The 25,317-nt window shown below is 51.9% G+C and carries 24 protein-coding genes; 8 read left to right on the top strand and 16 right to left on the bottom strand.

Going from position 1 to position 25,317, the window contains the following annotated elements:
• Window positions 1–137: 137 nt before the first annotated feature.
• On the bottom strand, window positions 138–1,070 hold the full coding sequence (gene prmB, locus IFO68_RS04290; RefSeq protein WP_192014738.1) for a 50S ribosomal protein L3 N(5)-glutamine methyltransferase: 933 nt from the start codon (window positions 1,068–1,070) through the stop codon (window positions 138–140).
• Between the two features lie 53 nt (window positions 1,071–1,123).
• Between prmB and smrB the strand changes: the two genes are divergently transcribed.
• Window positions 1,124–1,654, top strand: coding sequence for an endonuclease SmrB (gene smrB / locus IFO68_RS04285; RefSeq protein WP_192014737.1), 531 nt, complete (start codon window positions 1,124–1,126; stop codon window positions 1,652–1,654).
• 69 nt (window positions 1,655–1,723) lie between these two features.
• Here smrB and IFO68_RS04280 read toward each other — a convergent pair whose 3' ends face one another.
• Window positions 1,724–2,083, bottom strand: a complete 360-nt coding sequence (locus IFO68_RS04280; protein ID WP_225445039.1) for a hypothetical protein — start codon at window positions 2,081–2,083, stop codon at window positions 1,724–1,726.
• Between the two features lie 97 nt (window positions 2,084–2,180).
• The gene (gene sixA, locus IFO68_RS04275) at window positions 2,181–2,675 is read right to left on the bottom strand and encodes a phosphohistidine phosphatase SixA (RefSeq protein ID WP_192014736.1); all 495 of its coding nucleotides are present in this window, start codon (window positions 2,673–2,675) and stop codon (window positions 2,181–2,183) included.
• A gap of 211 nt (window positions 2,676–2,886) precedes the next feature.
• Here sixA and IFO68_RS04270 point away from each other — a divergent pair, with 211 nt between their 5' ends.
• A complete protein-coding gene (locus tag IFO68_RS04270) occupies window positions 2,887–5,652 on the top strand; it encodes an insulinase family protein (RefSeq protein WP_192014735.1) in 2,766 nt (921 codons plus the stop codon).
• 239 nt (window positions 5,653–5,891) lie between these two features.
• Window positions 5,892–6,197: a hypothetical protein gene (locus IFO68_RS04265; RefSeq protein WP_027253977.1), complete on the top strand. Its 306-nt coding sequence runs from the start codon at window positions 5,892–5,894 to the stop codon at window positions 6,195–6,197.
• Between the two features lie 100 nt (window positions 6,198–6,297).
• Here IFO68_RS04265 and fadJ read toward each other — a convergent pair whose 3' ends face one another.
• Entirely contained in the window at window positions 6,298–8,445 is a 2,148-nt protein-coding gene (gene fadJ / locus IFO68_RS04260; RefSeq protein ID WP_192014734.1) for a fatty acid oxidation complex subunit alpha FadJ, read from the bottom strand.
• Window positions 8,446–8,459: 14 nt separating this feature from the next.
• Window positions 8,460–9,770: an acetyl-CoA C-acyltransferase FadI gene (gene fadI, locus IFO68_RS04255; protein WP_192014733.1), complete on the bottom strand. Its 1,311-nt coding sequence runs from the start codon at window positions 9,768–9,770 to the stop codon at window positions 8,460–8,462.
• A gap of 466 nt (window positions 9,771–10,236) precedes the next feature.
• Between fadI and IFO68_RS04250 the strand changes: the two genes are divergently transcribed.
• The 3 genes from IFO68_RS04250 (at window position 10,237) to IFO68_RS04240 (ending at window position 12,953) form a co-directional block, all read left to right on the top strand.
• Window positions 10,237–10,815, top strand: a complete 579-nt coding sequence (locus tag IFO68_RS04250) for a sigma-70 family RNA polymerase sigma factor (protein WP_192014732.1) — start codon at window positions 10,237–10,239, stop codon at window positions 10,813–10,815.
• On the top strand, window positions 10,802–11,515 hold the full coding sequence (locus tag IFO68_RS04245; RefSeq protein WP_192014731.1) for a DUF3379 domain-containing protein: 714 nt from the start codon (window positions 10,802–10,804) through the stop codon (window positions 11,513–11,515). The genes IFO68_RS04250 and IFO68_RS04245 overlap by 14 nt, the downstream gene beginning before the upstream one ends.
• 193 nt (window positions 11,516–11,708) lie before the next feature.
• Window positions 11,709–12,953, top strand: a complete 1,245-nt coding sequence (locus IFO68_RS04240) for an outer membrane protein transport protein (protein ID WP_192014730.1) — start codon at window positions 11,709–11,711, stop codon at window positions 12,951–12,953.
• A 99-nt stretch (window positions 12,954–13,052) separates the two neighbouring features.
• On the opposite strand, the gene IFO68_RS04235 is transcribed toward IFO68_RS04240, so the two are convergent.
• The 11 genes from IFO68_RS04235 to ccmA all read right to left on the bottom strand — a co-directional run bounded on the left by IFO68_RS04235 (window position 13,053) and on the right by ccmA (window position 23,976).
• On the bottom strand, window positions 13,053–15,560 hold the full coding sequence (locus IFO68_RS04235; protein ID WP_192014729.1) for a glycosyl hydrolase family 18 protein: 2,508 nt from the start codon (window positions 15,558–15,560) through the stop codon (window positions 13,053–13,055).
• Window positions 15,561–15,971: 411 nt separating this feature from the next.
• On the bottom strand, window positions 15,972–16,823 hold the full coding sequence (locus IFO68_RS04230; RefSeq protein ID WP_225445038.1) for an MlaA family lipoprotein: 852 nt from the start codon (window positions 16,821–16,823) through the stop codon (window positions 15,972–15,974).
• A 74-nt stretch (window positions 16,824–16,897) separates the two neighbouring features.
• Window positions 16,898–18,109, bottom strand: coding sequence for a c-type cytochrome biogenesis protein CcmI (gene ccmI / locus IFO68_RS04225; protein ID WP_192014728.1), 1,212 nt, complete (start codon window positions 18,107–18,109; stop codon window positions 16,898–16,900).
• A complete protein-coding gene (locus IFO68_RS04220; protein WP_192014727.1) occupies window positions 18,106–18,636 on the bottom strand; it encodes a cytochrome c-type biogenesis protein in 531 nt (176 codons plus the stop codon). The genes ccmI and IFO68_RS04220 overlap by 4 nt, the downstream gene beginning before the upstream one ends.
• Window positions 18,633–19,187: a DsbE family thiol:disulfide interchange protein gene (locus IFO68_RS04215; protein WP_192014726.1), complete on the bottom strand. Its 555-nt coding sequence runs from the start codon at window positions 19,185–19,187 to the stop codon at window positions 18,633–18,635. The genes IFO68_RS04220 and IFO68_RS04215 overlap by 4 nt, the downstream gene beginning before the upstream one ends.
• Window positions 19,184–21,181, bottom strand: coding sequence for a heme lyase CcmF/NrfE family subunit (locus IFO68_RS04210; RefSeq protein ID WP_192014725.1), 1,998 nt, complete (start codon window positions 21,179–21,181; stop codon window positions 19,184–19,186). The genes IFO68_RS04215 and IFO68_RS04210 overlap by 4 nt, the downstream gene beginning before the upstream one ends.
• Window positions 21,178–21,663, bottom strand: coding sequence for a cytochrome c maturation protein CcmE (gene ccmE / locus IFO68_RS04205; RefSeq protein ID WP_192014724.1), 486 nt, complete (start codon window positions 21,661–21,663; stop codon window positions 21,178–21,180). Before ccmE ends, IFO68_RS04210 begins: the two co-directional genes overlap by 4 nt.
• The gene (ccmD, locus tag IFO68_RS04200; RefSeq protein ID WP_192014723.1) at window positions 21,660–21,866 is read right to left on the bottom strand and encodes a heme exporter protein CcmD; all 207 of its coding nucleotides are present in this window, start codon (window positions 21,864–21,866) and stop codon (window positions 21,660–21,662) included. The genes ccmE and ccmD overlap by 4 nt, the downstream gene beginning before the upstream one ends.
• A 7-nt stretch (window positions 21,867–21,873) precedes the next feature.
• Window positions 21,874–22,605, bottom strand: coding sequence for a heme ABC transporter permease (locus IFO68_RS04195; protein ID WP_192014722.1), 732 nt, complete (start codon window positions 22,603–22,605; stop codon window positions 21,874–21,876).
• 46 nt (window positions 22,606–22,651) lie between these two features.
• Window positions 22,652–23,320, bottom strand: a complete 669-nt coding sequence (gene ccmB / locus IFO68_RS04190; RefSeq protein ID WP_192014721.1) for a heme exporter protein CcmB — start codon at window positions 23,318–23,320, stop codon at window positions 22,652–22,654.
• A complete protein-coding gene (gene ccmA / locus IFO68_RS04185; protein ID WP_192014720.1) occupies window positions 23,320–23,976 on the bottom strand; it encodes a cytochrome c biogenesis heme-transporting ATPase CcmA in 657 nt (218 codons plus the stop codon). The genes ccmB and ccmA overlap by 1 nt, the downstream gene beginning before the upstream one ends.
• Before the next feature lie 108 nt (window positions 23,977–24,084).
• Between ccmA and IFO68_RS04180 the strand changes: the two genes are divergently transcribed.
• A complete protein-coding gene (locus tag IFO68_RS04180; protein WP_192014719.1) occupies window positions 24,085–24,933 on the top strand; it encodes a hypothetical protein in 849 nt (282 codons plus the stop codon).
• Window positions 24,930–25,229, top strand: coding sequence for an EscU/YscU/HrcU family type III secretion system export apparatus switch protein (locus tag IFO68_RS04175; protein ID WP_192014718.1), 300 nt, complete (start codon window positions 24,930–24,932; stop codon window positions 25,227–25,229). The genes IFO68_RS04180 and IFO68_RS04175 overlap by 4 nt, the downstream gene beginning before the upstream one ends.
• Window positions 25,230–25,317: the final 88 nt, after the last annotated feature.

Here is a 25,317-nt window from a genome sequence, read left to right as displayed (position 1 = left end):
TGCATCATGTTTAGGCCTCAACTGCCGGAGTGAAAAAACGAAACGCCGTTTTTGCGACCAACCGCAAAGTCATGCCTGACAAAAACAGCCAGATCGCAATCTGGCTGTTTCGTTATTTAAGTGCGGTGAAGCAGAGATCAGTCTTTGTAGTCGGCGAAGTCGCCCGCACAATCGACCAGCTGTTCGCGAGTCATCATGAAGACGCCGTGGCCGCCGTTTTCAAATTCCAGCCAGGTGAACGGAATGTGCGGGTACTGCGCTTCCATGTGAATCATGGAGTTGCCCACTTCACAGATCAGAATACCGTCGTCGGCCAGATAGTCCGGGGCATTGGCCAGAATACGGCGCACCAGATCCAGACCGTCAAAACCGGCGGCCAGGCCGAGTTCCGGCTCATGGCGGAATTCTTCCGGCAGGCTGTCCATATCTTCCTGATCCACATAAGGCGGATTGGACACGATGATGTCGTACTTGTCTTTGGGTACGTCACGCAGCAGATCCGAATGCAGCGGGATTACCTGCTGTTCCAGACCGTGGTCGTGAATATTCTGCTCGGCCACGGCCAGGGCATCGGTAGAAATATCTACCAGATCCACCTCGGCTTCCGGGAACGCATAGGCACAGGCGATACCGATACAGCCGCTGCCGGTACACAAGTCCATGATACGGGTGGGTTCACGGGTCAGGAAAGGTTCGAAGCCGTTATCAATCAGCTCGCCAATCGGTGAGCGAGGCACCAGCACACGCTCGTCGACGAAAAATTCCAGGCCACAGAACCAGGCTTTATTGGTCAGGTAAGACACAGGGGTGCGTTCAGTCACCCGGCGAACCACGCGCTCGACAATCGTTCGGCGCTCGCTGCTGGTCAGGCGCGAGAAGCGCGCGTCAGCCGGAATATCAATCGGCAGATGCAGGGTCGGCAGCACCAGCTGCACCGCTTCATCCCACGCATTGTCAGTGCCATGGCCATAAAACAGACCTGCATCGTTGAATCGGCTGACGGTCCAACGTAGCATATCCTGCAGTGTGTGAAGTTCGTTGACAGCTTCGTCGACAAAAATCTTATCCAAAATAGCCTCCAAATGGCGCTACAATACCGCGATAAAGTAGTTGGAAATTCATTATGAGTAAAAAAGACCCTGCACTGGAAGACGATTTCTCGCTCTTTCGGGATGCAGTGAAGGGCATTAAAAAGTTGTCGCATGATACCATAATCACTTCGCGCCGACAGAGCCCGAAAGCCGATAAGCGCAATGTGAATGCCAAAGAGAGCCATAATCACGAGTTTTATTTCTCTGACGAGTTCGAACCTCATCTGAGCGAACATGGCCCGATGCAATATGCCCGATCCGGCGTTTCCAAGTATGAAGTGAAAAAGTTACGGCGCGGTGTCTATGTGCCGGATATTTTTCTGGATATGCATGGCATGACACAAAAAGAAGCCAAACGTGAGCTGGCGGCCATGATTGCGGCCTGCATTAAAGACGGGGTGTCGTGTGCCTGTGTGATGCACGGGATCGGCAAGCATATTCTGAAGCAAAAAGCGCCACTCTGGCTGGCACAGCATCCGGACGTGATGGCATTTCACCAGGCGCCGCTGGAGTTTGGTGGCGCCGGTGCCCTCTTGGTGCTGATTGAAGTGCCCGAGCGGTAGCACAATTCTCCGGAGCGACAGCGTGTCAGGCAGCTGCGCCTGACGCCTCGCTCAGCGGATCTGATCTGATCAATACACAGCCTGAGACAATGAACCGACGTTCACCACCTGGCCATCCTGGATCAGAGTGACTTCGCCGGTATCACACACCTGCATCCGTACTTTGACCGAGCCTTCGTTGTAATAGTGCTCACAGTTACCGTTACGGGCACTGTCGATACGGGAAAAAATGGTGATACCGCCCGGATTCAGCATAGAAGGCGGGCTCACAAAGGTTAAGGTGCTGCCGGTTTGAGAAATGTTCATCTCTTCTCTCACACCATTTGCCCATTTTATCGCGCCGTTGGCGACAATATTGGGTGTCACCATGTTTGCCACACAGGCCGTCAGTCCCAGACAGCCAAGCAATACGAATACAATTTTTTTCATAACCACTTAATTTATCAGTCTTTATTTTTATCGTTTATTGTACCAGACCTGTCGGATCAGGACAGGCCGGCAATCTAAAACTGCGTACCGCAGCCAATCAATGGTGATTAGGCTGGACAACATCAACAGGATTCTCCTGCCATAATAAGGCGGACGGTTCCCCCTCAGCATGAAAATCCACTGCGGCAATGGAAGAAGTGCGGAACATCAGCGGCTGCAATCCCGGCACCAGCTCGGCACTCAGATAGCCCACCAGCGGTAAATGCGACACCACCAGAACCGTTTGCGGCTTCTCCAGCGCAATCACGGCTTTGAGGTAGTCTGCCACCTGACTGGCGTCACCGTAGGGCGTGATATCATCAACCGTCATCAGAGTGTTTGGCACAGGCAGCTCTTCTGACATCGCCTGCCAGGTTTGCTGAGCGCGCAGATACGGGCTGATCCACACCAGATCAAGCTGCCCGTCCAGATGACTCGCTAACTGCTTGGCCATCTGCCGGGAATACGTCTTGCCCTGGGCTGTCAGGGGCCGCTCCGCGTCACTTGGGGCAAAATGCTGTGCTTCGCCATGACGCATGATAAAAATTCGCATAGTCTCCAGTCCGATTGCGCGTTTCTGTCGTTATGCTAGCAAAGGCTGGTACAGACAGGGTAGCCATTTCATATTACGCGATGTGAAAGCGTGACGGCTGAATCGCTCTTATTACTGACGCGCAGTCACACATCATTGCCAGACAGAATTTGCCAGTGCCATTAATGGGCGTCATAATTACCCTAATTCCCTGTAAATATAGGCGCTTCCTGTGTTCAAAAGTCCGAACGATCCCAAAGAGTACCGCTATCTGACACTGGACAATCAACTCAGGGTCTTGCTGGTTCATGATCAAACGGCACCCCGGGCTGCAGCAGCGCTGTCTGTCGGCATCGGCCACTTTGATGATCCGCTGGATCGTCAGGGAATGGCGCACTTTCTTGAACACATGTTATTTCTGGGTACGGAAAAGTTTCCCAATCCGGGCGAATTCCAGTCTTTTGTTAACCAGTACGGCGGCAGCAACAATGCCTGGACCGGCACGGAAAACACCACCTACTTTTTTGAAATCGCCCCGCCGGCCTTTGCTGCCGGTCTGGAACGTTTCGGGCAATTTTTTATTGCCCCGCTGTTCAATGTCGACGCGGTTGACAAAGAACGTCAGGCTGTCGATTCCGAGTACAAACTCAAGCTCAAAGACGATGTACGCCGTCTTTATCAGGTGCACAAAGAAACCATTAACCCTGAGCACCCGTTTGCTAAATTTTCAGTGGGCGATATCACCACCCTGGAAGACAGGCCGGATAACCCGGTTCGCGATGAACTGATTGCGTTCTACCAGCAACATTATTCCGCCAATCAGATGGGGCTGGTACTACTGGGGCCGCAATCTCTGGACGAACTGGCGACCTACGCCGAACAGTTCTTTGGCGCTATTCCCAACTCAGGCCAGGACAAACCCGCCATTGAGGTTCCCCTGATAACAGACAGAGAAAACGCCTGTTTTATTGCGATTGAGCCAATTAAGGAAGTACGGAAACTCACGCTGTCTTTTACTCTGCCCCCCATGGATGCCCATTATCGTAGCAAGCCATTGTCCTATCTGGCGCATTTACTGGGCAATGAAGGCACAGGCAGCCTGATGTCTGTCCTCAAAAGTGAAGGGCTGATCAATACTCTGGCAGCGGGCGGCGGGATCAGTGGCAGTAATTTCCGGGAATTTACCATCGGCCTGAACCTGACACCCGATGGCCTGAACCGTGTCGATCATATCGTCACCACTATTTTCCAGTATATCCGGCTCATCACAGAGCAAGGGCTGGCAGAATGGCGCTACCTGGAAAAGCAAGCAGTGCTGGAGCAGGCGTTCCGCTATCAGGAGAAAAGCAGGCCGCTTGATACCGTCAGCTATCTGGTGATGAACCTGCTGCACTACGCCCCGGACGATATCGTCTACGGCGATTATATGATGAGCCAGTACGATGAAGCGCTGCTGAAAGACGTACTTGGCTATCTTCGCCCGGACAATCTTCGCCTGACGCTGGTGGCAAAAGGCCAAAAGCACGACAGAGTGGCCGACTGGTATCACACCCCTTATTCGGTCACGCCGTTTACCGAAGCACAGTTAACTGCCTGGGCTGAGCCGGGCAACAACCCGGCGCTCTTGCTGCCCGAGCAAAACCCCTACCTGTGCCAGCGTATGGATCCACACCCGCTGACGGATGAACAGGAAGCGATTCCTCAGTTAATTCAGGATCTGCCGGGCTTCCGGCTGTGGTTTATGCAAGAACATGAGTTCAGAGTGCCCAAAGGCCTGGTCTATGTCGCCATCGACAGCCCGCACGCGGTAAGCTCTGTGCGTAATATCGTCAAGACGCGCCTGTGTGTCGAAATGCTGATGGAGTCCTGCAACGAAGTGGCCTACCCGGCAGAAGTGGCGGGTATGGCGTATAACCTGTACGCCCATCAGGGCGGGGTAACACTCCAGTTATCCGGTTTCAGCGAGAAGCAGCCTTTGCTGCTCAAGCTGCTGCTGGAAAAATTCTCCGGCCGCACTTTCAATATCGACCGATTTAACAGCATCAAAGCACAGATGCTGCGTAACTGGCGCAATGCCGCGGAAGACAAACCCATCTCTCAGCTGTTTAACCAACTGACCGGCTTGCTGCAACCGAATAACCCACCCTACCCGGCTTTGATCAAAGAGCTGGAAACCGTTGAAGTCACCGAGTTACCCGGTTTTGTCGAAGCCATGTTTGCCGAACTGCACATTGATGCTTTCGTATATGGTGACTGGCGTAAAGATGATGCACTGGCATTGGCAGAAGTGCTGAAAGACGCGTTTAGGGTGACAGATCAGCTATATGGTGAAGCACAGCGGCCATTGGTCCATCTGGGAGAATGTGGCACGCTGCGCTATGAAGTGGACTGCGGCCATGCTGATTCCGCCATCCTGATTTACTACCAGTCACGGGAACAGTCGCCCAAAGCCATTGCTACCTACACTCTGGCCAATCATCTGATGTCGACCACCTTCTTCCACGAACTGCGTACCGAACAGCAACTGGGGTACATGGTAGGCACGGCGAATCTGCCGCTTAACCGCTATCCGGGCTTGCTGCTGTATATACAATCGCCGGTGGCCGGTCCGTTGCAGCTGCTCGAAGCGATTGATGAGTTCACCAATGCCTTTGCGCTGGTCTTGCTTGAGCTCAATGAGAGCCAGTGGCAGGCCAGTAAACAAGGGCTGATCGCTCAGTTGTCCGAGCCGGATACCAATTTGCGCGCACGTGCCCAGCGCTATTGGGTCAGCATTGGCCACAAAGATGACCATTTTGACCAAAGACACAAAATTGCCCACGAAATGGCATCGCTGTCCCGTGCTGAGTTAGTCCGCTTTCTGGTAGAAGACATTAAACCCAGAACGGCGAATCGGCTGGTGATGTATTATCAGGGCGGCGCGCACCGGAACCTTACTCCGCTGGAAGCGGGTGATCCTATTCCCTCAGTGAGCGATTTTCAGCGTAACGCCCAGTAACCGCTTCCCCCTGAGTCCCGATCTCAGGGGGAGGCTGTTTGCATATCCCAAACGATAAAAGTGGAATCATGATTCCACTTTTGACATCCCTCTTAATTTTCCTTTTCCTGTCAGTCGATTATCTACATTAACAAATCCAAAAATACAGCCTCAGGCTGGCCGTCTGTATCTGATAGTGATGCAAGAAGCCGTGAGGTCGAATAAGCATAATTTCTCAGAACAATGTTCAGGAACCTGTTATGTCACACGCCTGTTCGATCTGCCGTCAGTCTATTACGGCGAAAAACCAGAGTTTACACAGCCGGCTATTCTGCCGTTCCTGTATGAAGGCTATTCATCCGCGCCAGCTTGACAGCATGTTGTGTCTGCTGACCGCTATCGCCCTGTGTTCACTGACTTTCATGCTGTGGATTGGCTTTAACCCACTGATGGTGGCTGGCTCGGTTATCCTGCTGCTGCACTTAGTCCGCCCGAAAAGCCTGTACCGGCGCTTTCGTCTGGGCATCAATGTGCAGCAAGGGTTAAAGCACCACAAAATCAGTTAAGCGTTTCGCATCGCTCCTGACTTCATCTCTGTCTCCATCTCCCTCTAACGACAAAGGCCTGCTATGCAGGCCTTTGATTTATCAGGTTCTGAACAGGAAATCAGTCGTAGAAACGCTGTTCATCCTGCGCCATCTGCAGCAGACGTTCGCAGGGGAGGAAGCGATCACCGTACTTATTGACATGCTCATTGAGCAATTCAACGACACGCTTGGCACCGAGCTGATCCATATAGCGGAACGGACCGCCCAAGAATGGCGGGAAGCCAATACCGAAGATCGCACCAATGTCGCCGTCACGGGCACTGTGCACCACACCTTCATCCAGACAGCGGGCCGCTTCGTTCAGCATCATCAGTGCGCAGCGGATCGCGATGTCATGGCCGGAGGCTTTCCGCGCCGGGTTCAGCTTCAGCAGTTTATAAACGCTCTTATCGACACCTTTTTTCTTGCCGTTGTAGAGGTAAAAACCTTTGCCTGTTTTACGGCCTTTGCGGCCATCTTTCAGCAAGATGTCAAAGACATCCGGGCTCTTGAAGCGATCGCCCAGCTCTGTTTCCAGAATCGGGCTGATTTTGGCCCCGACATCCACACCCACTTCATCCAGCAGGGTGATAGGCCCAACCGGGAAACCAAAGTCCAACAGCGCGTTATCAATATGTTCGATGGGCTCTCCGCCCAGCAGAGCCAGCGCGGCTTCATTCATGTACGGGGCAAGAATACGGTTGACATAAAAACCGGCTTTATCGGCGACTACAATCGGGGTTTTCCCCTGCTTCTTGGCTAATTTCACCACGGTCGCGACCGTTCGCTCCGATGTACCGGCATGGGGGATCACTTCCACCAGCGGCATTTTTTCTACCGGGCTGAAATAATGCAAACCGACCACCAGCTCAGGACGCTCTGCGGCAGAAGCAATCTGGTTGATAGGCAGCGAGGACGTATTAGTGGCAAAAATAGTGTCAGGTCTGGCATGGGCTTCCACCTCTTGCACCATCTGATGCTTGAGGCTGAGATCCTCAAAGACCGCCTCAATCACCACATCGGCTTTATCAAAGCCCTGATAATCGACACCGCCGTTGATCATCAGCATCTGTTTTTGTAACTCGGCTTTACTGATAATTTTGCGCTTACGCTTTTTATCAAGCAGCTTAAAGTTATACGCCATGGCATTCAAAATGCCGTCGTTGGCGATGTCTTTTACTTTGACCGGCAAGCCGGCTTTTGATGCGGTCACATGACTGATGCCACCGCCCATCAGCCCGCCACCCAGCACAGCGACACGCTTCACCTCGGCCGGTTTAATACCATCGCCAGCACCGGTTTCTTTTTTCATGGCGGTCGTTGCAAAAAAGATGCTGCGCAGCGAGGCAGACTCTGAAGACATCACCAGCTCTCCGAACCAGCGGGCCTCTTCTTTTTGTCCTTTGACTATGCCGTGCTGCAAGCCATATTTGATGACATCTAAAATAGCTTCCGCTGCCGGGTAATTGCCACGGGTTTTTTCGCGTGTCTTCTTACGGGCCTGGTCAAACACCAGACCGCGGCCCACAGGGTTGCCGCCCATCGCCCAGTCTTGGAAACTGTGCTTGCGTACCGGTTTGCCTTTCAGCGCCAGTGTTTCTGCCACCTTGAGCAAAATACTTTCCGGCACGCATTCATCGACCACGCCTAACTTCTTCGCTTTCTTGGCACGCAACTGTTTACCGGTCAGTATCATATCAAGCGAATTTGCCACGCCAATCAGGCGAGGCAGACGCTGTGTGCCGCCTGAGCCCGGCAGCAGACCAAGCTGGACTTCCGGCAGACCCAGCTTAGTGGCATCCGAATCGGTACATACCCGGCTATGGCACGCCAGCGCCAGTTCAAGACCACCGCCCAGGCACGGGCCATGAATGGCAGCGACAACATGAAACGGCAGCGCTTCAAGTCGCTGGAACATCTGCTGCCCCTGCGTTGCCAACTGCTCGGCTTCTTTGGCCGTGGTGCATGCCGCCAGCATACGGATATCGGCCCCGGCGACAAAATTATCCGGCTTACCGGAATACACCACCAAGCCTTTGATCTCTGCTTTTTTCGCTTCCAGCTCGTCCAGCACGCTTCCGACCTGAGTGGCGAAGGCGGCCTGGAGGGTATTCATTTTTTCCCCGGGGACATCAATTTTCAGCCAGGCAAGGCCATTCTCGCCGTAGCTCAGGCTGAAAGCTGATTGCGGCTCAACAGTATGTTCTGTATTTGTCTGTTCAGTCATGGTTACATCCGTCATTATTCAGTCTCCAGGATCATGGCAGCACCCAAACCGCCGGCGGCACAGGCGGTATTGAGTGCCAGACCGCCACCGCGACGCTGCAGCTCGCGCAGCGTTTGTGTAATCATTCGCGCGCCGGTGGCGGCAAAGGGGTGACCATATGCCAGCGAACCACCCAGGACATTGAATTTATCCATGTCGATCTCACCAATCGCCTCACTGCGACCGAGTTTTTCCTGTGCAAACTTCTTCGAAGCAAACATTTTCACATTCGCCAGAGTTTGAGCGGCGAATGCCTCATGCATCTCAATCAGGGTCAGATCTGAGAGTGTCAGACCGGCACGGTCCAGGGCCAGCGGTGTCGCATAAGATGGCCCCATCAGCATATCCTGCTCTACGCCTATCGCAGAAAAGGCATAAGAACGAATATAGCCCAGCGGTTTCAGGCCCAGCTCTTTTGCCCGTCCTTCACGCATCAGCAGCACAGCCGCACCACCGTCGGTCAGCGGCGTACTGTTAGCGGCCGTCACTGTGCCAAATTTACGGTCAAAAGCCGGACGCAATTTAGCGTAGCCTTCTACCGAGGAATCTTCGCGAATATTGTTGTCTTTATCGATCCACTGACGATAAGGTTCCGGGAAAGCGGTAATCACTTCACCCTGAATCAACCCATCCCGCCACGCCTGGGCTGCCAGGCTGTGAGAACGGTGGGCCAGTGCATCCTGCTCTTCACGGCTGATTCCGTGCGTTTTTGCCATTTGCTCTGCTGTCTGGCCCATACTCAAGCCTGTTGAGTATTCGGCCACAGCAGGCGGAACTGGCATTAAATCTTTCAGGCTGAGCTTACTGAGCAGGCCCATTTTTTTGCTCATGGTTTTCGCTTTGCTGAGCGCCAGTAAAGTGGCAGCCAGTTTTTTAGACACACCAATAGGTAATACCGATGAGGAATCCGCACCGCCTGCGATCCCGATATCAATGGTGCCCGAGATGATACTCTCAGCAACATTCGCCGCAGCCTGAAAACTCGTTGCACACGCTCGGGTCACACTGTAAGCATCGGTGTGAATATTCATCCCCGTTCCCAGCACGATTTCACGGGCAATATTCGGTGCTTCAGGCATCTGCACGACCTGACCGAACACGACCTGCTCAATCAAAGCGGGATCAAAATCAATCTTTTGCAGCATTTCATTGACCACCATCTTGCCTAGATCCAGTGCCGGGACACCGTTAAAGGCTGTAGCCTGGCGGGCAAAAGGGGTACGTAATCCTGTTACGACAGCGATGCGTTCACCCTGTTGGGTCGTGAGATTCTGGCGACGTGTCATCGCGGCTCCTTATCAATATGGTAGAGGTCAGACCACACCGATTGTAACGGCATTGTTATTTAATTCAAATTAATGTTTAAGAAGTTGGAGCAACCAAAAACAATGAAAAGTGTAAGGAGTTAAAACATAGCGCAAAAAAAAACCACACCGCTATGGTATGGTTAACAAACTCAACGTGTCAGTCGTTTGTGCAAATTTGATAGCAATAGCGAACAATAACGTTCAGCATTCCTTATTGAGTTATCAATTGAAATACTGACACTTTCCGCGCGCAAGTAGTTGAAGGGTATACTCAGTCCGTAAAGGACGTTATCAGGGGTCAGACCCGATAACACTGCTACTATAACGAAAGCGGGCTGACAGATATTGAGGGAAATCAATAACACAACAGTCTATTTTATGAATCCAATTCCTGTTATCTCCCGTATTATTGACTACGGCTCAAAGGATACGGACGGGCTACATCATGATTAAGCAATTTTTTCGCAAGAAAAACACAGATGCCTCGGTCTCTGTGGATATGAATAAACAGACACGCTATGAAGCCCTGGTCAGGGCCTGGCACAAAGACCTTTACAGGTACGCCTACTGGCTGTGCCATGATCAGCATATTGCCGAAGATTTGGTGCAGGAAACCTGCCTGCGCGCATGGCGATCGCTAGACAGCCTCAACGATGACAGTGCGGCCAAAGCCTGGCTTATCACCATCCTGCGTCGCGAAAATGCCCGGCGTTTTGAGCGCAAACAGCTCGATTTGGTCGACATCGACGATCACCCCATTGCGGATGATCATGGCACCGACGCAGGCGGTTTAAACGAGTCAGAACTTGGCCAGCTACAACATATGATTAAACAGCTGCCGTCCGAATACCGGGAACCTTTAGTTTTACAGGTCATGGCTGGATTCAACGGTGATGAAATTGCTAATATCCTTGGACTGAACAGAAACACAGTGATGACCCGATTGTTCAGAGCGCGTAACCAGTTAAAAGATGCTTTAGAAAAGCAAACCGAGCGGAGGGGCCACCAGAATGGACGATCTTGAATTTCGTCGCCGAATTTTGGCAGATCCTAATGAGCAGAGTCCAGAAATGGTCGCTACGAAAAATGCGTCAATTGCTAACCGTAAACTTCACGATGAGTTACAGCAATTAGACAGCAAGCTGTCTGCAGCGATGAAAGTGGATGTGCCGGAAGATCTGGCCGATAAAATCCTGTTCCGCCAATCCGGGCAAGGCTATAAGGCCGAGAAAAAAGTGCGCCGTCATTTAGCCATAGCGGCTTCTGTGGCTTTCCTGTGCGGGTTGTTAATCGGTCAGATTCAGCCCGGGTTTTCGCTGAGTCCCGCCAAAGACATGGGTCAGGTTGCGCTGGCGCATATTTATAACGAAGCCGCTTTTGTCGACCAGGTTGACGAAGGGGTGTCATTGACTCAGGTTAACGCCAAACTCAAACCTTTCGGGCCTGAACTCAGCGGTTTGCCTTCTCATGTTTACTATCTCAATCATTGTGGTTTTGATGGCGGTGAAGCCTTACATATGGTCATCGGCGGTAAGCACGGAAAAATTACTGTTTTTGTCGTGCCCCAATCCTCCAACACCATGAAAAGCTTCGAAGACAGCAATATGCGCGGTGTTGTCATGCCTTCTCAGAACGCCAGCCTGATAGTGGTGGGTAACAAAGGCGAAGATGTCATGCCTGTCGCCGAACAGCTGAAAGACGCCATGCGTTGGACCAGTATTTAACGTTGCGGTGGTATCACCAACAGTGACCACCGCAAAAAAGTGCTGATCATTTCGTCAGTCAGTCCCTGTCCAATCCAATAAAACAATGATTTATATACTGGTCTGATTTGTTGTTTTTTTGCCTGCTCCTACAATCGCTTCCTCACTGGCACAGTTAAAGTGTCAGCAAAAAACGATCAGGATAAAAATAACTATGTACAAGAAGCGTCTGTTTACAAAAACTCTGATGGCAACCGCCGTCATGCTGGCCTCACAGCAATCACTGGCGGCCGGATTCCAGCTTAACTCACAGTCTGCCACTGGCCTGGGCCGCGCTTTTGCCGGTGATGCCGTCATTGCTGACAATGCTTCAGTAATGTCGCGTAACGCCGCGGCTATGACCTTGTTTAATGCACCAGCGATGTCACTGGGTCTGAATGTTATCGACACCGACATTAAAGTGAAAAATGCCCAGTATTCCACCCCCTTCGGACCATCATCTCTTGATGATGCCCAGATTGGTGGTAGCTCTTATGTGCCTAACTTGTATTACGTGCACCCTGTCAACGACAAACTGGCTCTGGGTGCCGGGATTTATTCAAACTTCGGCACCAAGACCGAATTCAGCAGCAGCTACTCTGCCAACGAGTTTGGCGGCCTGACGGATGTGAAAAGCCTGAACCTGACTCTGAATGCAGCTTATCGACTGAATAATCAGTGGAGCGTCGGCGGCGGGTTAGACATCATTTACGGCCAGGGCAAACTGCAGCGTTCCAATCAGACATTAGAAGGACTGGTTCAGCAACAAACCGGTGTAGCCGGCCCACTGCTGGATGTTGATGTTGACGGCACCGCTGTTGGCTTCAACCTGGGTACAGTCTATGAACTGAATGACCTCAACCGCTTTGGTCTGGCTTATCATTACAGTCCCGAGCTGAAAGCCGAAGGTGATATGTATGCGCAGACAGCCGGCGGGAACCTTCAAGGTCAGAAACTGCTGATGCCGCTGCCAGATATGGTTGAGTTTTCCGGTTTCCATCAGCTAAACAGCCAGTTCGCCGTTCACTATAGTGTTCAGTGGATCGAGTGGAGCAGCTTTGATACGCTGAAAACCGACAAAGGCGTAGTACTGAATGATTACCAGTGGCAGGATGGCTGGCACTATGCGATTGGTGGTACTTATACACTGAATTCAGACTGGACCTTGCGTACCGGCTACATGTACGACACCAGTGCTCAGGACAAGAAAACCTCCATTTCTGTCCCAGATTCAGATCGCCAATGGTTCTCTGGCGGCTTTACCTATAATCTCGATACTAAATCAACGATTGATTTCGGCCTGACCTACCTGATGGGTAAAGATATCGCCGCAACCGAACAAACCGCGGCGACCTCAATCAGTGCGACAACCCGTGCTGATGCGCTGCTGTACGGTGTGCAGTACAGCCGCTCTTTCTAACTAAGAACGGGATATTGCCAGAAAAAACTAAGCCGCTCGTTAGAGCGGCTTTTCTTTATGGATTTTATCAGTTCCCAGCCTTCAGGTGGGTATCTGAATTTACTGGCAGTTGGCTGCGCCCAGATCTTCCCAAACGCCCCACTCGCCTGTTGTTCCTGGCTCTTCACCAGTCGTCCACCATTTCGCTTTCCAGGACTTGTCTGAATGCGTCACGATATCACCGGAGTTATACACACCACCAGTTGCCCAGGCATTGGTACAACCGGTTGAGCCGCCGTCTTTCAATACCGTCACTGTGACTGACTCTGTCACTGAATCGGTCCCATCGGATACCGCGACGGTAAAGTTCAGCGGCGTATCGACTGTGTAGCTGTCGGCAACAAAACTCACTGTTGCACCATTCACTGTCGCGTTAACACCGGCAGGCACTGTCCAGGTAAAGGTCAGTGTATCGCCGTCGGCATCTGACGATTGCGACGCATCCAGCACTACAGTATCACCGGCATTGGCTGTCGCAGGACCAGACACTGCCACCACAGGTGCGGTATTTGAACCTGGTGCTTTGGCCGTGACTGTCACACTGTCAGTAGCGGTATCACCGGCATTGTCGGTGACTGTCAGCGTGAACGCATACTGGGTATCAGCCGTCACTTCAGGAACAGCAACGGTAGCTGTCGCGGTATCTGACCCGGTCAGAGTCAGTGCCGGACCACTGGTTTGTGTCCACTGATAGCTGACGATCTGACCATCACGATCGCTGGATGCAGAGCCGTCCAGAGTCACAGACGCCGCACCATTAACCACTTGATCAGCACCCGCTTTCGCTACCGGGGCGTAGTTGCCACCGCCACCAGCCAGTGAATCCTGCATCGCATTCAGAATATCGCCGTTATCGGCATCAATTTCCCATGCAAACAAGCCCGCCAGCCCCAGATTACGGACATACTGACCTTTAGCCAGCACTGAACGACGGTCATCATAAGTGATCAGGTTACCGTTGCTTGGATTGTACGCCCAGGGTGCTTCTGCCTGCGCATCATAACCCTTAGTAACTGCAGCGTTATTGATGTAGTCAGTCACAACGTCTTTGTAGTCAATAACCCCGGGTTCCCACGAACCAGGCACCATGCCGTTGCCTGTACCTGTCATTGGATTCGTCGGATCTGTCATGCTGGCTTCGGTAACACCTGTCCAGCCACGTGCGTACATGGCAGTACCCAGTACCAGTTTGTTTGCAGGAACACCCTGCGCCAGAAGACGATCAATACCGTGCGCGGCAGTATAAGCCGGACCTTGACGAGGCACGCCGTTTTCATCAACACCTGTGCCGTTACAGACATCAGCAGACATGTGGCTGCCGCAGAACAGTGCTGTCTGATGGCCAGGAACGTTGTTCCATCCGCCGAAGAAATCATACGTCATGGCGAAAATGTAGTCCATATACTGAACCGCATCGGCATAGTTCACGACATCAATCTTGTCATAGCCTACACCGATTGCAGATGTCAGCTCGTACTGGCGGCCAGTTTCGGCTTCCAGCTCATCCAGCATGACACGCAGTTCGCGCATCAGAGCCACATACGCAGGGCCGTCATTGACCGGATCGCCCAGATTCGCATTCGCGCCTTTCCCGCCCGGGAATTCCCAGTCGATATCAACACCGTCGAAGAATTTCCATGTTTTGAGGAATTTCTTCACACTGGCGACGAAAATGTCACGCTTGGCTTTGTCGGTGAAAGAATAGAAGGGATCAGACAATGTCCAGCCGCCAACAGAAGGAACAATCTTCAGATCAGGATAACGTTGTTTCAATGCCATCATCTGACCATAGGTACCTTTATAAGGCGTGCTGTGGGTATGGCCTGATTGCGGCTGAGGCATCTGAACCGCCGCCCAAGGGTCATGGATCACCACTTCATAATCCGGCGTTCCCTGACAGGCACGGTTTAATGCGGCCAGGCTGTTGCCATTTTCAATCTCGCCCAAAGATTCATTGGGTCCGCAAATAGGAATAAAGCCGTACAAAATGTGGGTCAGGTTTTGCGCCGGAATATTATCCACCGAGAATTTACGGCCATAGACGCCCCACTCGACAAAGTAAGCACCAACCACAGTGTTCGCAGGCGTTGTGTAATTGCCATTATTAGCATCCACGTTCATGGGTAATGGATCTAAGTGGCTGCCATCGGTATCGGCAACAACAATGTTCGTTGCCGCACTGCTGGTACAGGCTTGCGCCGCCCCCACGCCACTACACAGCTCAACTGTCATGGCATACTGACCACCCTGGGCTACAGACAGTGTTGTTGAACCCGCTCCGCTGGATGCCGGAGCAATGCTTTGCTCAAACACCACATTACCATTGAGCTTCACTTTCCAAAGGTCAGCCGTTTCACCAGAATAACGCTGCCAGGCAACCGGGACTTCCGCTGCCGGCTTAACCGTAATCAAGCTTTTATAGGCTGAGGCCGCTTGATCAACCTCTACGATAGCGTAATCCGTTTCCATCCAGGCAATTTGCGGAGTGCCTGGTGCTGCCATCGCTCCCCACGACATAGTCATCACGGCGATACCTGCCGCGACAGGATTTAACTTATTGAAAAACATTACTTCGTTCCTTGAGTTAAAAAGTAAGTAACAAAGCACGGATATGAAACCATGCTAGGTAATCAATAGTTCAGTTTCTTTTTGTCGCAAAGAAAGAAAGTCAGATTTCTATTTTGGATATTGCGCTTTGTGATCTTATGCCAACCTAAATGAAACTTCTGGCAATGGAACGGGATGAAATGATAATTACTGCAGTATTCTACTCGCTTGACCGGTATTAGTTCAGTGCTACAAATAAGTGTCGCTCAGCAGCGGTATTATTGGGACTCATCAAACTGGAAATCAGCCAAAGTGTTAACTTTGTCAGAAATGTTTTTATTTACAAAAAATTAACAAAAATCAAACTGTGTTAGAGGTATAAAAAAACCAGAGCAGTTTTGCTCTGGTTTATCTTACACACAGACCGGATGACTATTCGCTGTCTATTTCATCAAGAAAATCATCAAGATATTCTTCATTTTGCGGCTGTGCGGGTTCAGATTCCCTGCCCGCAGCCCTGAAGTTCTTATATTGAATATAAGCATCGCGCGTGAAAGCGTACGGATCCGGTGAGTTGTTCAACATAGGTTCTTGAGCCACCAGTTTGGCCCTGTCTTCCATGCCTTCCAGCGCCCACTTGCCAACGCTTTGCCAAAAAGTCAGCAGATTGAGCGGAAAATACAGAGCATCCACGCGATCCCCGACACCTTCACGCAAGGTCAAAGGGCCGTATGCGGGTATCATGAAATAAGGGCCGTTCCCGACACCGTAATAACCCAGCGTATCAGGAAATGCCTGCTCTCCCGGTGGCGGAATATCGGCAGCGGCCGCAATATCAATCAACCCGCCCAGACCAAAAATACTGTTAATCCAAAAGCGGGTGAAATGATCCACCGCCTTTTCCGGGTTCTGCATCAGGAAGCTGTTCAGCATGTTAGCCGGTTCTTCCAGGTTGGACAGGAAGTTTCTTAAACCGGTACGCACCGGTGACGGCACATAATCGACATAAGCCAGTGACACAGGGCGGACAAAATAGGGGTCAAGATAATCGTAGTTTACTGTCCACATGGCACGGTTAAACCCTTCAAAAGGGTCATAAACCGCGTTTTCCGGCTCACTCAGGGCTTCCAGCTCTTCGACATCCAGACCGGCAGCTTCAAGCTCCTCATCATCCAGGCCGTATTCGTTTCCCGCCAGTTTTTCCGGTGACGGATCTGGCGGCGAGCTGGCACATCCCATAAGGATGAATGTCAGTAACAGGGATAAGAACAGATTTGGTTTCAATGTGTTAGCCACTTAATAAATGCAAAACAGACTGGATAATGATATCCAGTCTGTTTCTTAACTGCCAGTATGTTTTAATACTGAGTATTAATGGTGATTGTCGTCTCTCCGCCTAACGGCACAATATCGCTCTCACCAAACCAATCGCCATCTTTTGTCGCCACGTTGCCGTCACTGTCGATCCTGGCCCTGACTATCAGCTCTGACTGTTTTGACATCAGTCTATCAGGGATCATGCTGTCTTTGTCGGTTAAGGTGAGCGTCAGCGGGAAGCGTGATAACGGCAGGCGTCTGGCTGCCAGCGGCATGGGCGCACCATCTGCGGTATGGACAGACACCACAACCATGCCTTGCGCCGGCAACGTCACCGAGGCGCCGAGCTCAACCGTCACCCTGACACCCGGGCTGGGATTGGCAGTCTGCGACATCTCCACCTTTGCCTGGGCAATACTGCGCTCAAGCATATTGATGCGATTATCACCTGCGCTGAGCTGCGATTTCATCTGTTCCCAGTATTTGATGGCAGCCTGATAATCAGCCTGTTCAAACGCATCAAATGCCATTAAGGATAACGCCTGCAGATTATCAGGATCACGTTCCAGCAAGTGCGTCAGCATATTACGGGCAAGCTGAATCTGACCTGGCTGTCCCCCCATCATCAGGGCCTGAGCATAACTCAGTTGCAGACTGGGATCATTCGGTTCCAGATCCAGAGCGCGCTTCATTGCCCCCTGGGCCGTTTCAATATCGCGGTTTGCCATGCCTATTCGTCCCAGCAACAGCCAGCCGGTGGCATCATCCGGTCGCTCATGCAGCCGGGTCCGGAGTCCTAAGGTCAGTTCTTCCATCTCCTGATCTGTCATCGGAGCAGCATTATCTCCCATCAGACGCTGAGTCAGCTGAGGCAACTTTGAAACCGTCTGCTGCCAGTCAGCCACTTTTTGCTGATTGCCAACGACGCCGTAAAGACCATACGCCACCCCGACAATCACCAGGATACCGGGAATTAATAACCAGGGTTTAAACTGACTGTTCTGCTGTGCCTGTGTCTCCAGTACGTCATCCAGCAACGACTGCTGCAGTTCAACTTCCAGCTCATCCGGATTCGACACCAGTCCTTCACTGCTCTCTTCTTTCAGTTCACCCAACCGGTCACGAAAGAAAGCTTTGTTCAGTTCGTCCCGGCTGGCAACCCGATCCTGATTGCTTCCCACAAAGGCTGGAACAATGAAAAAAGCCAGCGCAATCAACACCAGTATCAGGGAGGAAATCCAAAATAACGTCATTTTTTCACCTTGCTTTCACCTGCCGAACCACTGGCGGCGTGCGGGTTTTCTGCCTCTTTTTCAATATCATTTAGTAATGCATGAAGACGGGCGGATTCTTTTTCATCCATTGGCTGAGATGAAGCCACCACTCCCTTCCGGGAACGATAGACCAGCACACTGGCGCCAATAAGCAGGAAACACAAAGGGCCCAGCCACAAAATCAGGGTAGATGGCATAAGTGGCGGATCATAAGTCACGAAGTTTCCGTAACGGGCAATCATATAATCTATGACTTCCTGCTTGGATTTTCCCTCGCTTAACATCTCATACGCCTTCTGGCGCATGTCTTTGGCCAGTTCCGCATTGGAGTCTGCGATATTGTTATTCTGACATTTCGGGCACCGCAGCGTGGCTGTCAATTCCTGGAACGCGGCTTCCTGTTCAGGCGTCGCAAATTCATAGACATCAATCGCGGCCTGAACTGGCACACTGGCGACAAACCAGCTTCCGATCAGCAGCGTAAATACTGCTATTGCGTGTTTCATCCTTTCGCTTCCTCTTGCAGACGTTCATAAATCGGCTTGAGGGTGTCTTGCCAGTTTTGCGGATTCACATCGCCGACATGGCGATAACGGATCACGCCACTGGCATCGATCAGAAAGGTTTCTGGTGCGCCGTACACGCCTAAATCCATACCCAGCATGCCATTACCATCAAACAGGCTGTGCATATAAGGATTACCGAGATCTTTCAGCCAGCGGTTGGCTTTATCGCGCTCGTCTTTGTAATTCAGGCCAATAATTTTGACCCCCTGGCTGGCCAGCTCATTAAGGTAACGGTGCTCTGCATAACAGGTTGGGCACCAGGTTGCCCAGACATTCAACAGCAGAGGCTCACCAAGAAAAATATCCTGCTGATACAGTTTGTTCGCATCTTCCAAATCTTCGAGGCGAAAGGCCGGGACGGGCTTACCGACCAGGACGGACTCCAGCTTCGTCGGATCGTCTCCGTCAGCATTGCGGGTCAGCTGCACCATAAAGACAGCCACCAGGCCCAGAAACAGGACTAAAGGAATAAAAAGCAGTTTTTTGTTCATCCATTCACCTCTGCGTGCGGGGCACTGACAACCTCTTCATCTTTCACTTCTTTTTTAAAGCGGCGACGAAAACGGTAACGCTTGTCACTGATGGCCATTGCGCCACCCAGTGCCATCAGAAGCGCTCCCAGCCATAACCAGTTAACAAACGGCTTATAGTAAATACGGACCGCCCAGGCGCTGTCATCCAGCTGTTCGCCAAGCGCCACATAGAGATCACGGGTCACACCACTGTCGATCGCCGCTTCGGTCATCATAGAGCCCGATACCGTATAAAAACGTTTTTCGGCATGCAGTTCAGCGATGTGCTTACCGTTACGAGACACCACAAAGTCGCCAATAAAGCCGTCATAGTTCGGCCCTTCGACATTACGCAACCCGGACAATTTAAAATCGAAGCCTTCGACTGTCACTGTCTGACCGGGAGCCAGGCGAACGTCTCTCTCCAGATCGTAATTGGAAACCAGCGTAATACCGATCAAGGTCACGGCCAGACCAATATGGCCCAGTACCATAGCCCAGTGACTGCGGCCAAGCTTACCCAGGCCTACCATCAGGCTATGACGATGAGTAGCGCGCTCATAAACCTCATACCCCTGCAGGATAATGATCCAGAATGCCATCACCATACCCAGTACAGCCAGTGGCTGGATCGGATCGGGACGCAGCCACAGCGCAAACACGGCTAATGGCAGCGTGATCAATGCGGTAATCAGCAGCGGCCGGCGAATAGTCGAGAAATTCTCACGCTTCCAGCGTACCAGAGGGCCAATACCCAGAAAGAAAGCAAACGGAATCATCAGCCAGGTAAACAAGGTATTAAAGAAAGGCACACCAATGGATACCGAGCCCAGACCAAGCTGCTTATGAACCAGGGGTAACAAGGTGCCGATCAACACCACCAGCAAGGCGGTAATCAGCAGCAGATTATTAGCCAGCAGGAAGTTCTCTCGTGAAAACAAGCTGAAACTGCCATGGGAGCGGATCTGTGCCCCACGCAAGGCATACAGTAAGAGCGAACCGCCGATCACCACCACCAGGAAGCCCAGAATGAACATGCCCCGTGCCGGATCGGAAGCAAAGGCATGCACTGACACCAGCACGCCGGAGCGCACCAGGAAAGTTCCGAGCAAACTCAGAGAGAAAGCCGATATTGCCAGTAACACTGTCCAGGCTTTAAAGGTGCCTCGCTTCTCCGTCACTGCCAGCGAATGCATTAACGCCGTACCAGCCAGCCAAGGCATAAAAGAGGCATTTTCGACCGGATCCCAGAACCACCAGCCACCCCAGCCCAGCTCGTAATACGCCCACCAGGAGCCCAGAGCAATCCCTACGGTCAGAAATGACCAGGCAGCAATTGTCCAGGGCCGCGACCAGCGCGCCCAGGCTGTATCCAACCGGCCTGTCATTAAGGAGGCAATAGCAAAGGCGAAGGCTACTGAGAAACCAACATAGCCCATGTACAGCATAGGTGGATGAATGATTAACCCCGGATCCTGCAGCAAGGGGTTCAGATCGCGGCCATCAACAGGAAAATAAGGCAGCGTACGCTCAAACGGGTTGGAGGTGATGATGATAAATAACAGAAAACCAACTGAGATCATCCCCATCACAGCCAGCACCCGTGCCACAGATTCCTGTGGCATGCCCCGGCTGAACATGGCCACCGCGGCAGCCCACGTGGCCTGAATCAAGACCCAAAGCAGCAATGACCCTTCATGTGCGCCCCAGACCGCCGTCAGCCTATAGTACCAGGGCAGATTGCTGTTCGAATTACTGGCAACATAGGTCACAGTAAAATCATTGATGTAAAAGGCCCACGACAGCAATGCAAAAGACACTAGCAGCATCGCAAAGACACCAAAGGTCAAAGGCCGGGCCAAACGCATCAGCACCGGGTTACCTTTATAGGCACCATACAGTGGATAAACACTCACCAGAAGCGATAACCCCAGTGCCAGGATAAGGCTGAACTGCCCTAATTCTGCAATCATTGCACGCTACCTTGCATTTGTTGTTCGGTATATTTCAGAGGCTTATGATTTTTCTGCATCGCCTCAGCCACTTCTGGCGGCATATATTCTTCGTCATGCTTAGCCAGCACCTCATGGGCTTTCACCGTTTGGGCATCAACCAGCACACCCTGAGCGACTATCCCCTGCCCTTCGCGGAACAGATCAGGCAAAATACCGTCATAAGTCACAGTCACGGCCGGGCCAACATCAGCCACTTTGAAGCTGACCTGCAAAGAATGGGGGTCACGGCTGACTGAGCCTTTGACTACCATACCGCCAATGCGTAAACGCTGACCCACTTCGGGTTTAGTGCCATCGGGTTTACCCTCTACCAGCTCCGTTGGGGTATAGAAGAGATCCATATTCTGGCTCATGGCATACAAAGTCAGGCCAACCGTCACACCGAGACCGGCCAGCAAGGCAATGATCACGGTCAGGCGTTTTTTGCGTCTTGGGTTCATAAGGTATTCTCCAAATTCTCGGCCGCTTTAATGCGTTGCTCGCGGGCAATTCTATTTTTAATGTCAGCAGCCAGACGACGACTCTTACGGATACTGGTCCATAAAAGAATCAGCAAAGATAAAGCAGATATCCCATAGGCCGACCAGACATAACCGGCATACCCGCCCATGGCAAGGAAATCACTGAACGAATCGAAATGCATACTCACCTCACTGAATCAACTGACGAACCCAGGGGCGGTGGCTTTCCCTGGTCAGAATTTCATTGCGTAACCGAATCAGAGTCAGCGCACCAAAAAAACAGGCAAAACCCAAAATATTCAGCAGTAATGGCCACAGCATACGGCTGTCGATCGACGGTTTAGCGAATTTGGTAATAGTGGCGCCCTGATGCAGGGTATTCCACCACTCAACGGAATAATGAATGATAGGAAGATTGATCACGCCCACTATCGCCAGGATACCGGCCGCTTTGGCCGCCGTTTTCTGATCGTCGAAAGCGTTATACAGCGCAATCACACCCAGATAGAGGAAAAGCAGAATCAGTTCAGATGTCAGACGTGCATCCCACACCCACCAGGCGCCCCACATTGGTTTGCCCCATACCGCACCGGTCAGCAATGCAATAAAGGTGAACACAGCGCCAATCGGTGCCATGGCCGCAGCTGCCATGTCAGATAAGCGCACCTGCCAGACTAAGCCGATAAAGGCAGCTACCGCCATCCAAAGATAAGCCCCCATGGACCAGATAGCAGCCGGTACATGCAGGTAAATAATGCGGAAACTGTCACCCTGCTGGTAATCGGTTGGCGCAAAAGCCAGGCCCCAGACAGTGCCTGTTATCAGGCTGATCACAGACACTGCCGCAAACCAGGGCAGCAGGGTTCCGCACAGGCGGTAGCAGTTTTCTGCTTTAGCGTAGGGATGTAACCACTTCCACATAGTTTTTTACTCTATGATTAATAATAATATTCGTTATATTCACGCGTCAGTTAACACTGATACGCAATGATGCTGATATCGCAAAAGGAGCCAGTGTGGCTGATCCGGCTAACATTGCTCCCATCAAAGCTAGTTGCCCCTGATAACTCATTCCCAGCGACGCCGCCTCTATCGCCGACGTAGCAAAGATTAGCACGGGAATAAACAGCGGTAAGATGAGCAAGCTCAATAATACTCCACCTTTACGCAATCCCACCGTCAGTGCAACCCCAATCGCACCCAAAAAGCTCAGTGTTGGCGTGCCAAGCAGCAAGGTTAATACCACCGCAGTCCAGGTTGACCAGTCGAGTGACAGTAAAACTGCCAATAACGGACTGATTATTATCAGCGGCAAACCCGTCAGCAACCAGTGAGCCACGACTTTTGCCAGTGCCAATACCGATAACGGGGTTGGCATCAGCATCATTTGTTCCAGCGAGCCGTCAACAAAATCATCCCGGAACAGACGCTCCAGTGACAGTAAAGCCGCCAGTAAAGCTGCTACCCAAATAATACCGGGCGCGATACGCGCCAGCAGGTTCGGTTCAGGCCCTATCCCCAATGGAAACAGGGTGATGACAATAATAAAGAACCACAAAGGGTTGAACACATCGGCCTGACGACGAAACGCAATCAGCAATTCCCGCCGGATAACCTGATACATAGAATGCCACATCACAACGCCTGCCCCAGTGTCACCTTGCGCAATCTGTTCTGCGCAGAAAACATATCCTGGTGAGTCGTCAGCAGCACAATCCCGCCGCGTTCGGCATGGGAAACAAAAAGCTGCTCAAGGACTTTTACTCCCAGTTTATCAATCGCTGTCAACGGCTCGTCCAAAATCCACAGCGGATGGTTACTTAACCATAAGCGGGCCAAAGCCACCCGACGCTGCTGGCCGGCGGACAATTGTCCGGCAGGCACATCTTCGCGTCCGGCCAACCCCACATGGGCCAGGGCCTGCCAGATAGCATCATCACCATGCACTCTTGCCTGACCACTGAGTCTCTCGCTGTTATCCGGCGTATGCATAGCCTGGAAAAAAGCCAGGTTTTCTGAGGCGGTTAATTCGCGCTTGACCCCAGTTTGATGTCCCAAAAACAGCATCTGGCTATGATACTCTTCACGCACATGGCCTATCTTGTTATCGTGCCAATAGACATCGCCGGTATCAGGAGAGCCGAGCCCAGCGATGATACGCAATAAGGTCGTTTTACCGGCCCCGTTGCGGCCTTCAATCTGAACCAGCTCGCCAGAAGCAACATTAAATTGGAGGTCATCGAACAATACACGCTCATCACGGGTACAGCTCAATCCTTTGACTGATAACATAGGGATGAGACATCCTGAATGACACAAATAATCCTCGGATAATATCACAGCGACTGAGATCTTTGTTAGTTTCAGGCTGTTATAGATCCGGCAGCAAGGTATCTAAATGTGACCTCTATATCTCAATCCTCCGCTTATCCGCCAGCAGCGGCCAGTGCGTCGAAGACAACTGCGCCGCAGCAGACCGCTTCGGTCAGCCATACAAGTCAAGCTCAGGCAGGCGCAACTGTATTCCAATCCGGCCAGCAAATCAGCCAACTTTCACACTTGCTAACACAACTTCATGTGTTGCAACGATTATTTGCCAATTTACCTCCTGCAGTGAGCGGCCAGAGTTCACCGATCGCACCATGGCTATCTCAGCTGGTGCTGCCGCGAACGCCGGCCGATATCGCACCCTGGTTACAGCAAGGGGCCGGTAAAGACAGCCTGAAGGCACTGGTAACCCAGCTGACACAGCCCGACAGTCCGCTTGCCCGGTTGCTCGCCAGCCTGCCGGCTGATTCACAAACCGAACTCAAAGCACTGATCCGCCTGGCCGCCGAGCAGCGTATTGCCGGCGCGCCAGCCGGACGCGACGAAAACACGCCTTTTATACTGCATTTACCGCAAAGTAACGGCCGCGAAATCCGTCTCAGTGTGCATTCAAACGCATCGCAACAAGCCTCGAAACGGCAATCGCCCGGCCGGGCCTGGACAGTCAAACTGGGATTACCTGTCGGTGAGTCGAACACGTTAGAAGCCACTGCCATCTGGCAGGACAGCCAGCTCAATCTGGCTTTCAGTTGCGAGCAGTCAGACATACTGACATTGACAGAACAGTTAACACCTCAGCTTATGCGTCGCCTGAAACAGCTGGAGATTAACTGTGAGTCCGTGAGTTTTCATCAGACGCCAACCCATGATGATTCAGCGCCGGACATCCACCCACAATGCGGCATCAGGATCAGCGTATGACAACAGAACAAAACCGGGCTATCGCGTTGAGCTACGATGGCTATAACACCCCTTATGTGTCAGCGAAAGGTTATGACGACTGGGCAAGAGAGATCATCGAGCAGGCCAAAGCCCAGGGAGGATTGATACACCAGGATCCGGCACTGGCTGAGTACCTCAATAACCTAGAGGCCGGAGATAACATCCCACCCGCCCTGTTCGTGATCATAGCCGAACTGATTGCTTTTTCGTGGGTTTTAAACGGAAAAACCCCTCCCGGATGGGAAGGGCCTGTGTCTGTAAACGAAACCGTCTGACGCTATTGTGCAGTGAAGCGGCAGAACCTGACGCTGAAGCTATGTACTAAGGCGTGTACCGAAGCTATACACAGGTGCCGTGAATAAC

This window comes from Photobacterium arenosum, from assembly GCF_014841115.1.
GTDB lineage: Bacteria > Pseudomonadota > Gammaproteobacteria > Enterobacterales > Vibrionaceae > Photobacterium > Photobacterium arenosum.
The sequence above is the reverse complement of the archived record's forward strand: the minus strand, read 5'-3'. Positions and strand labels throughout refer to the sequence as shown.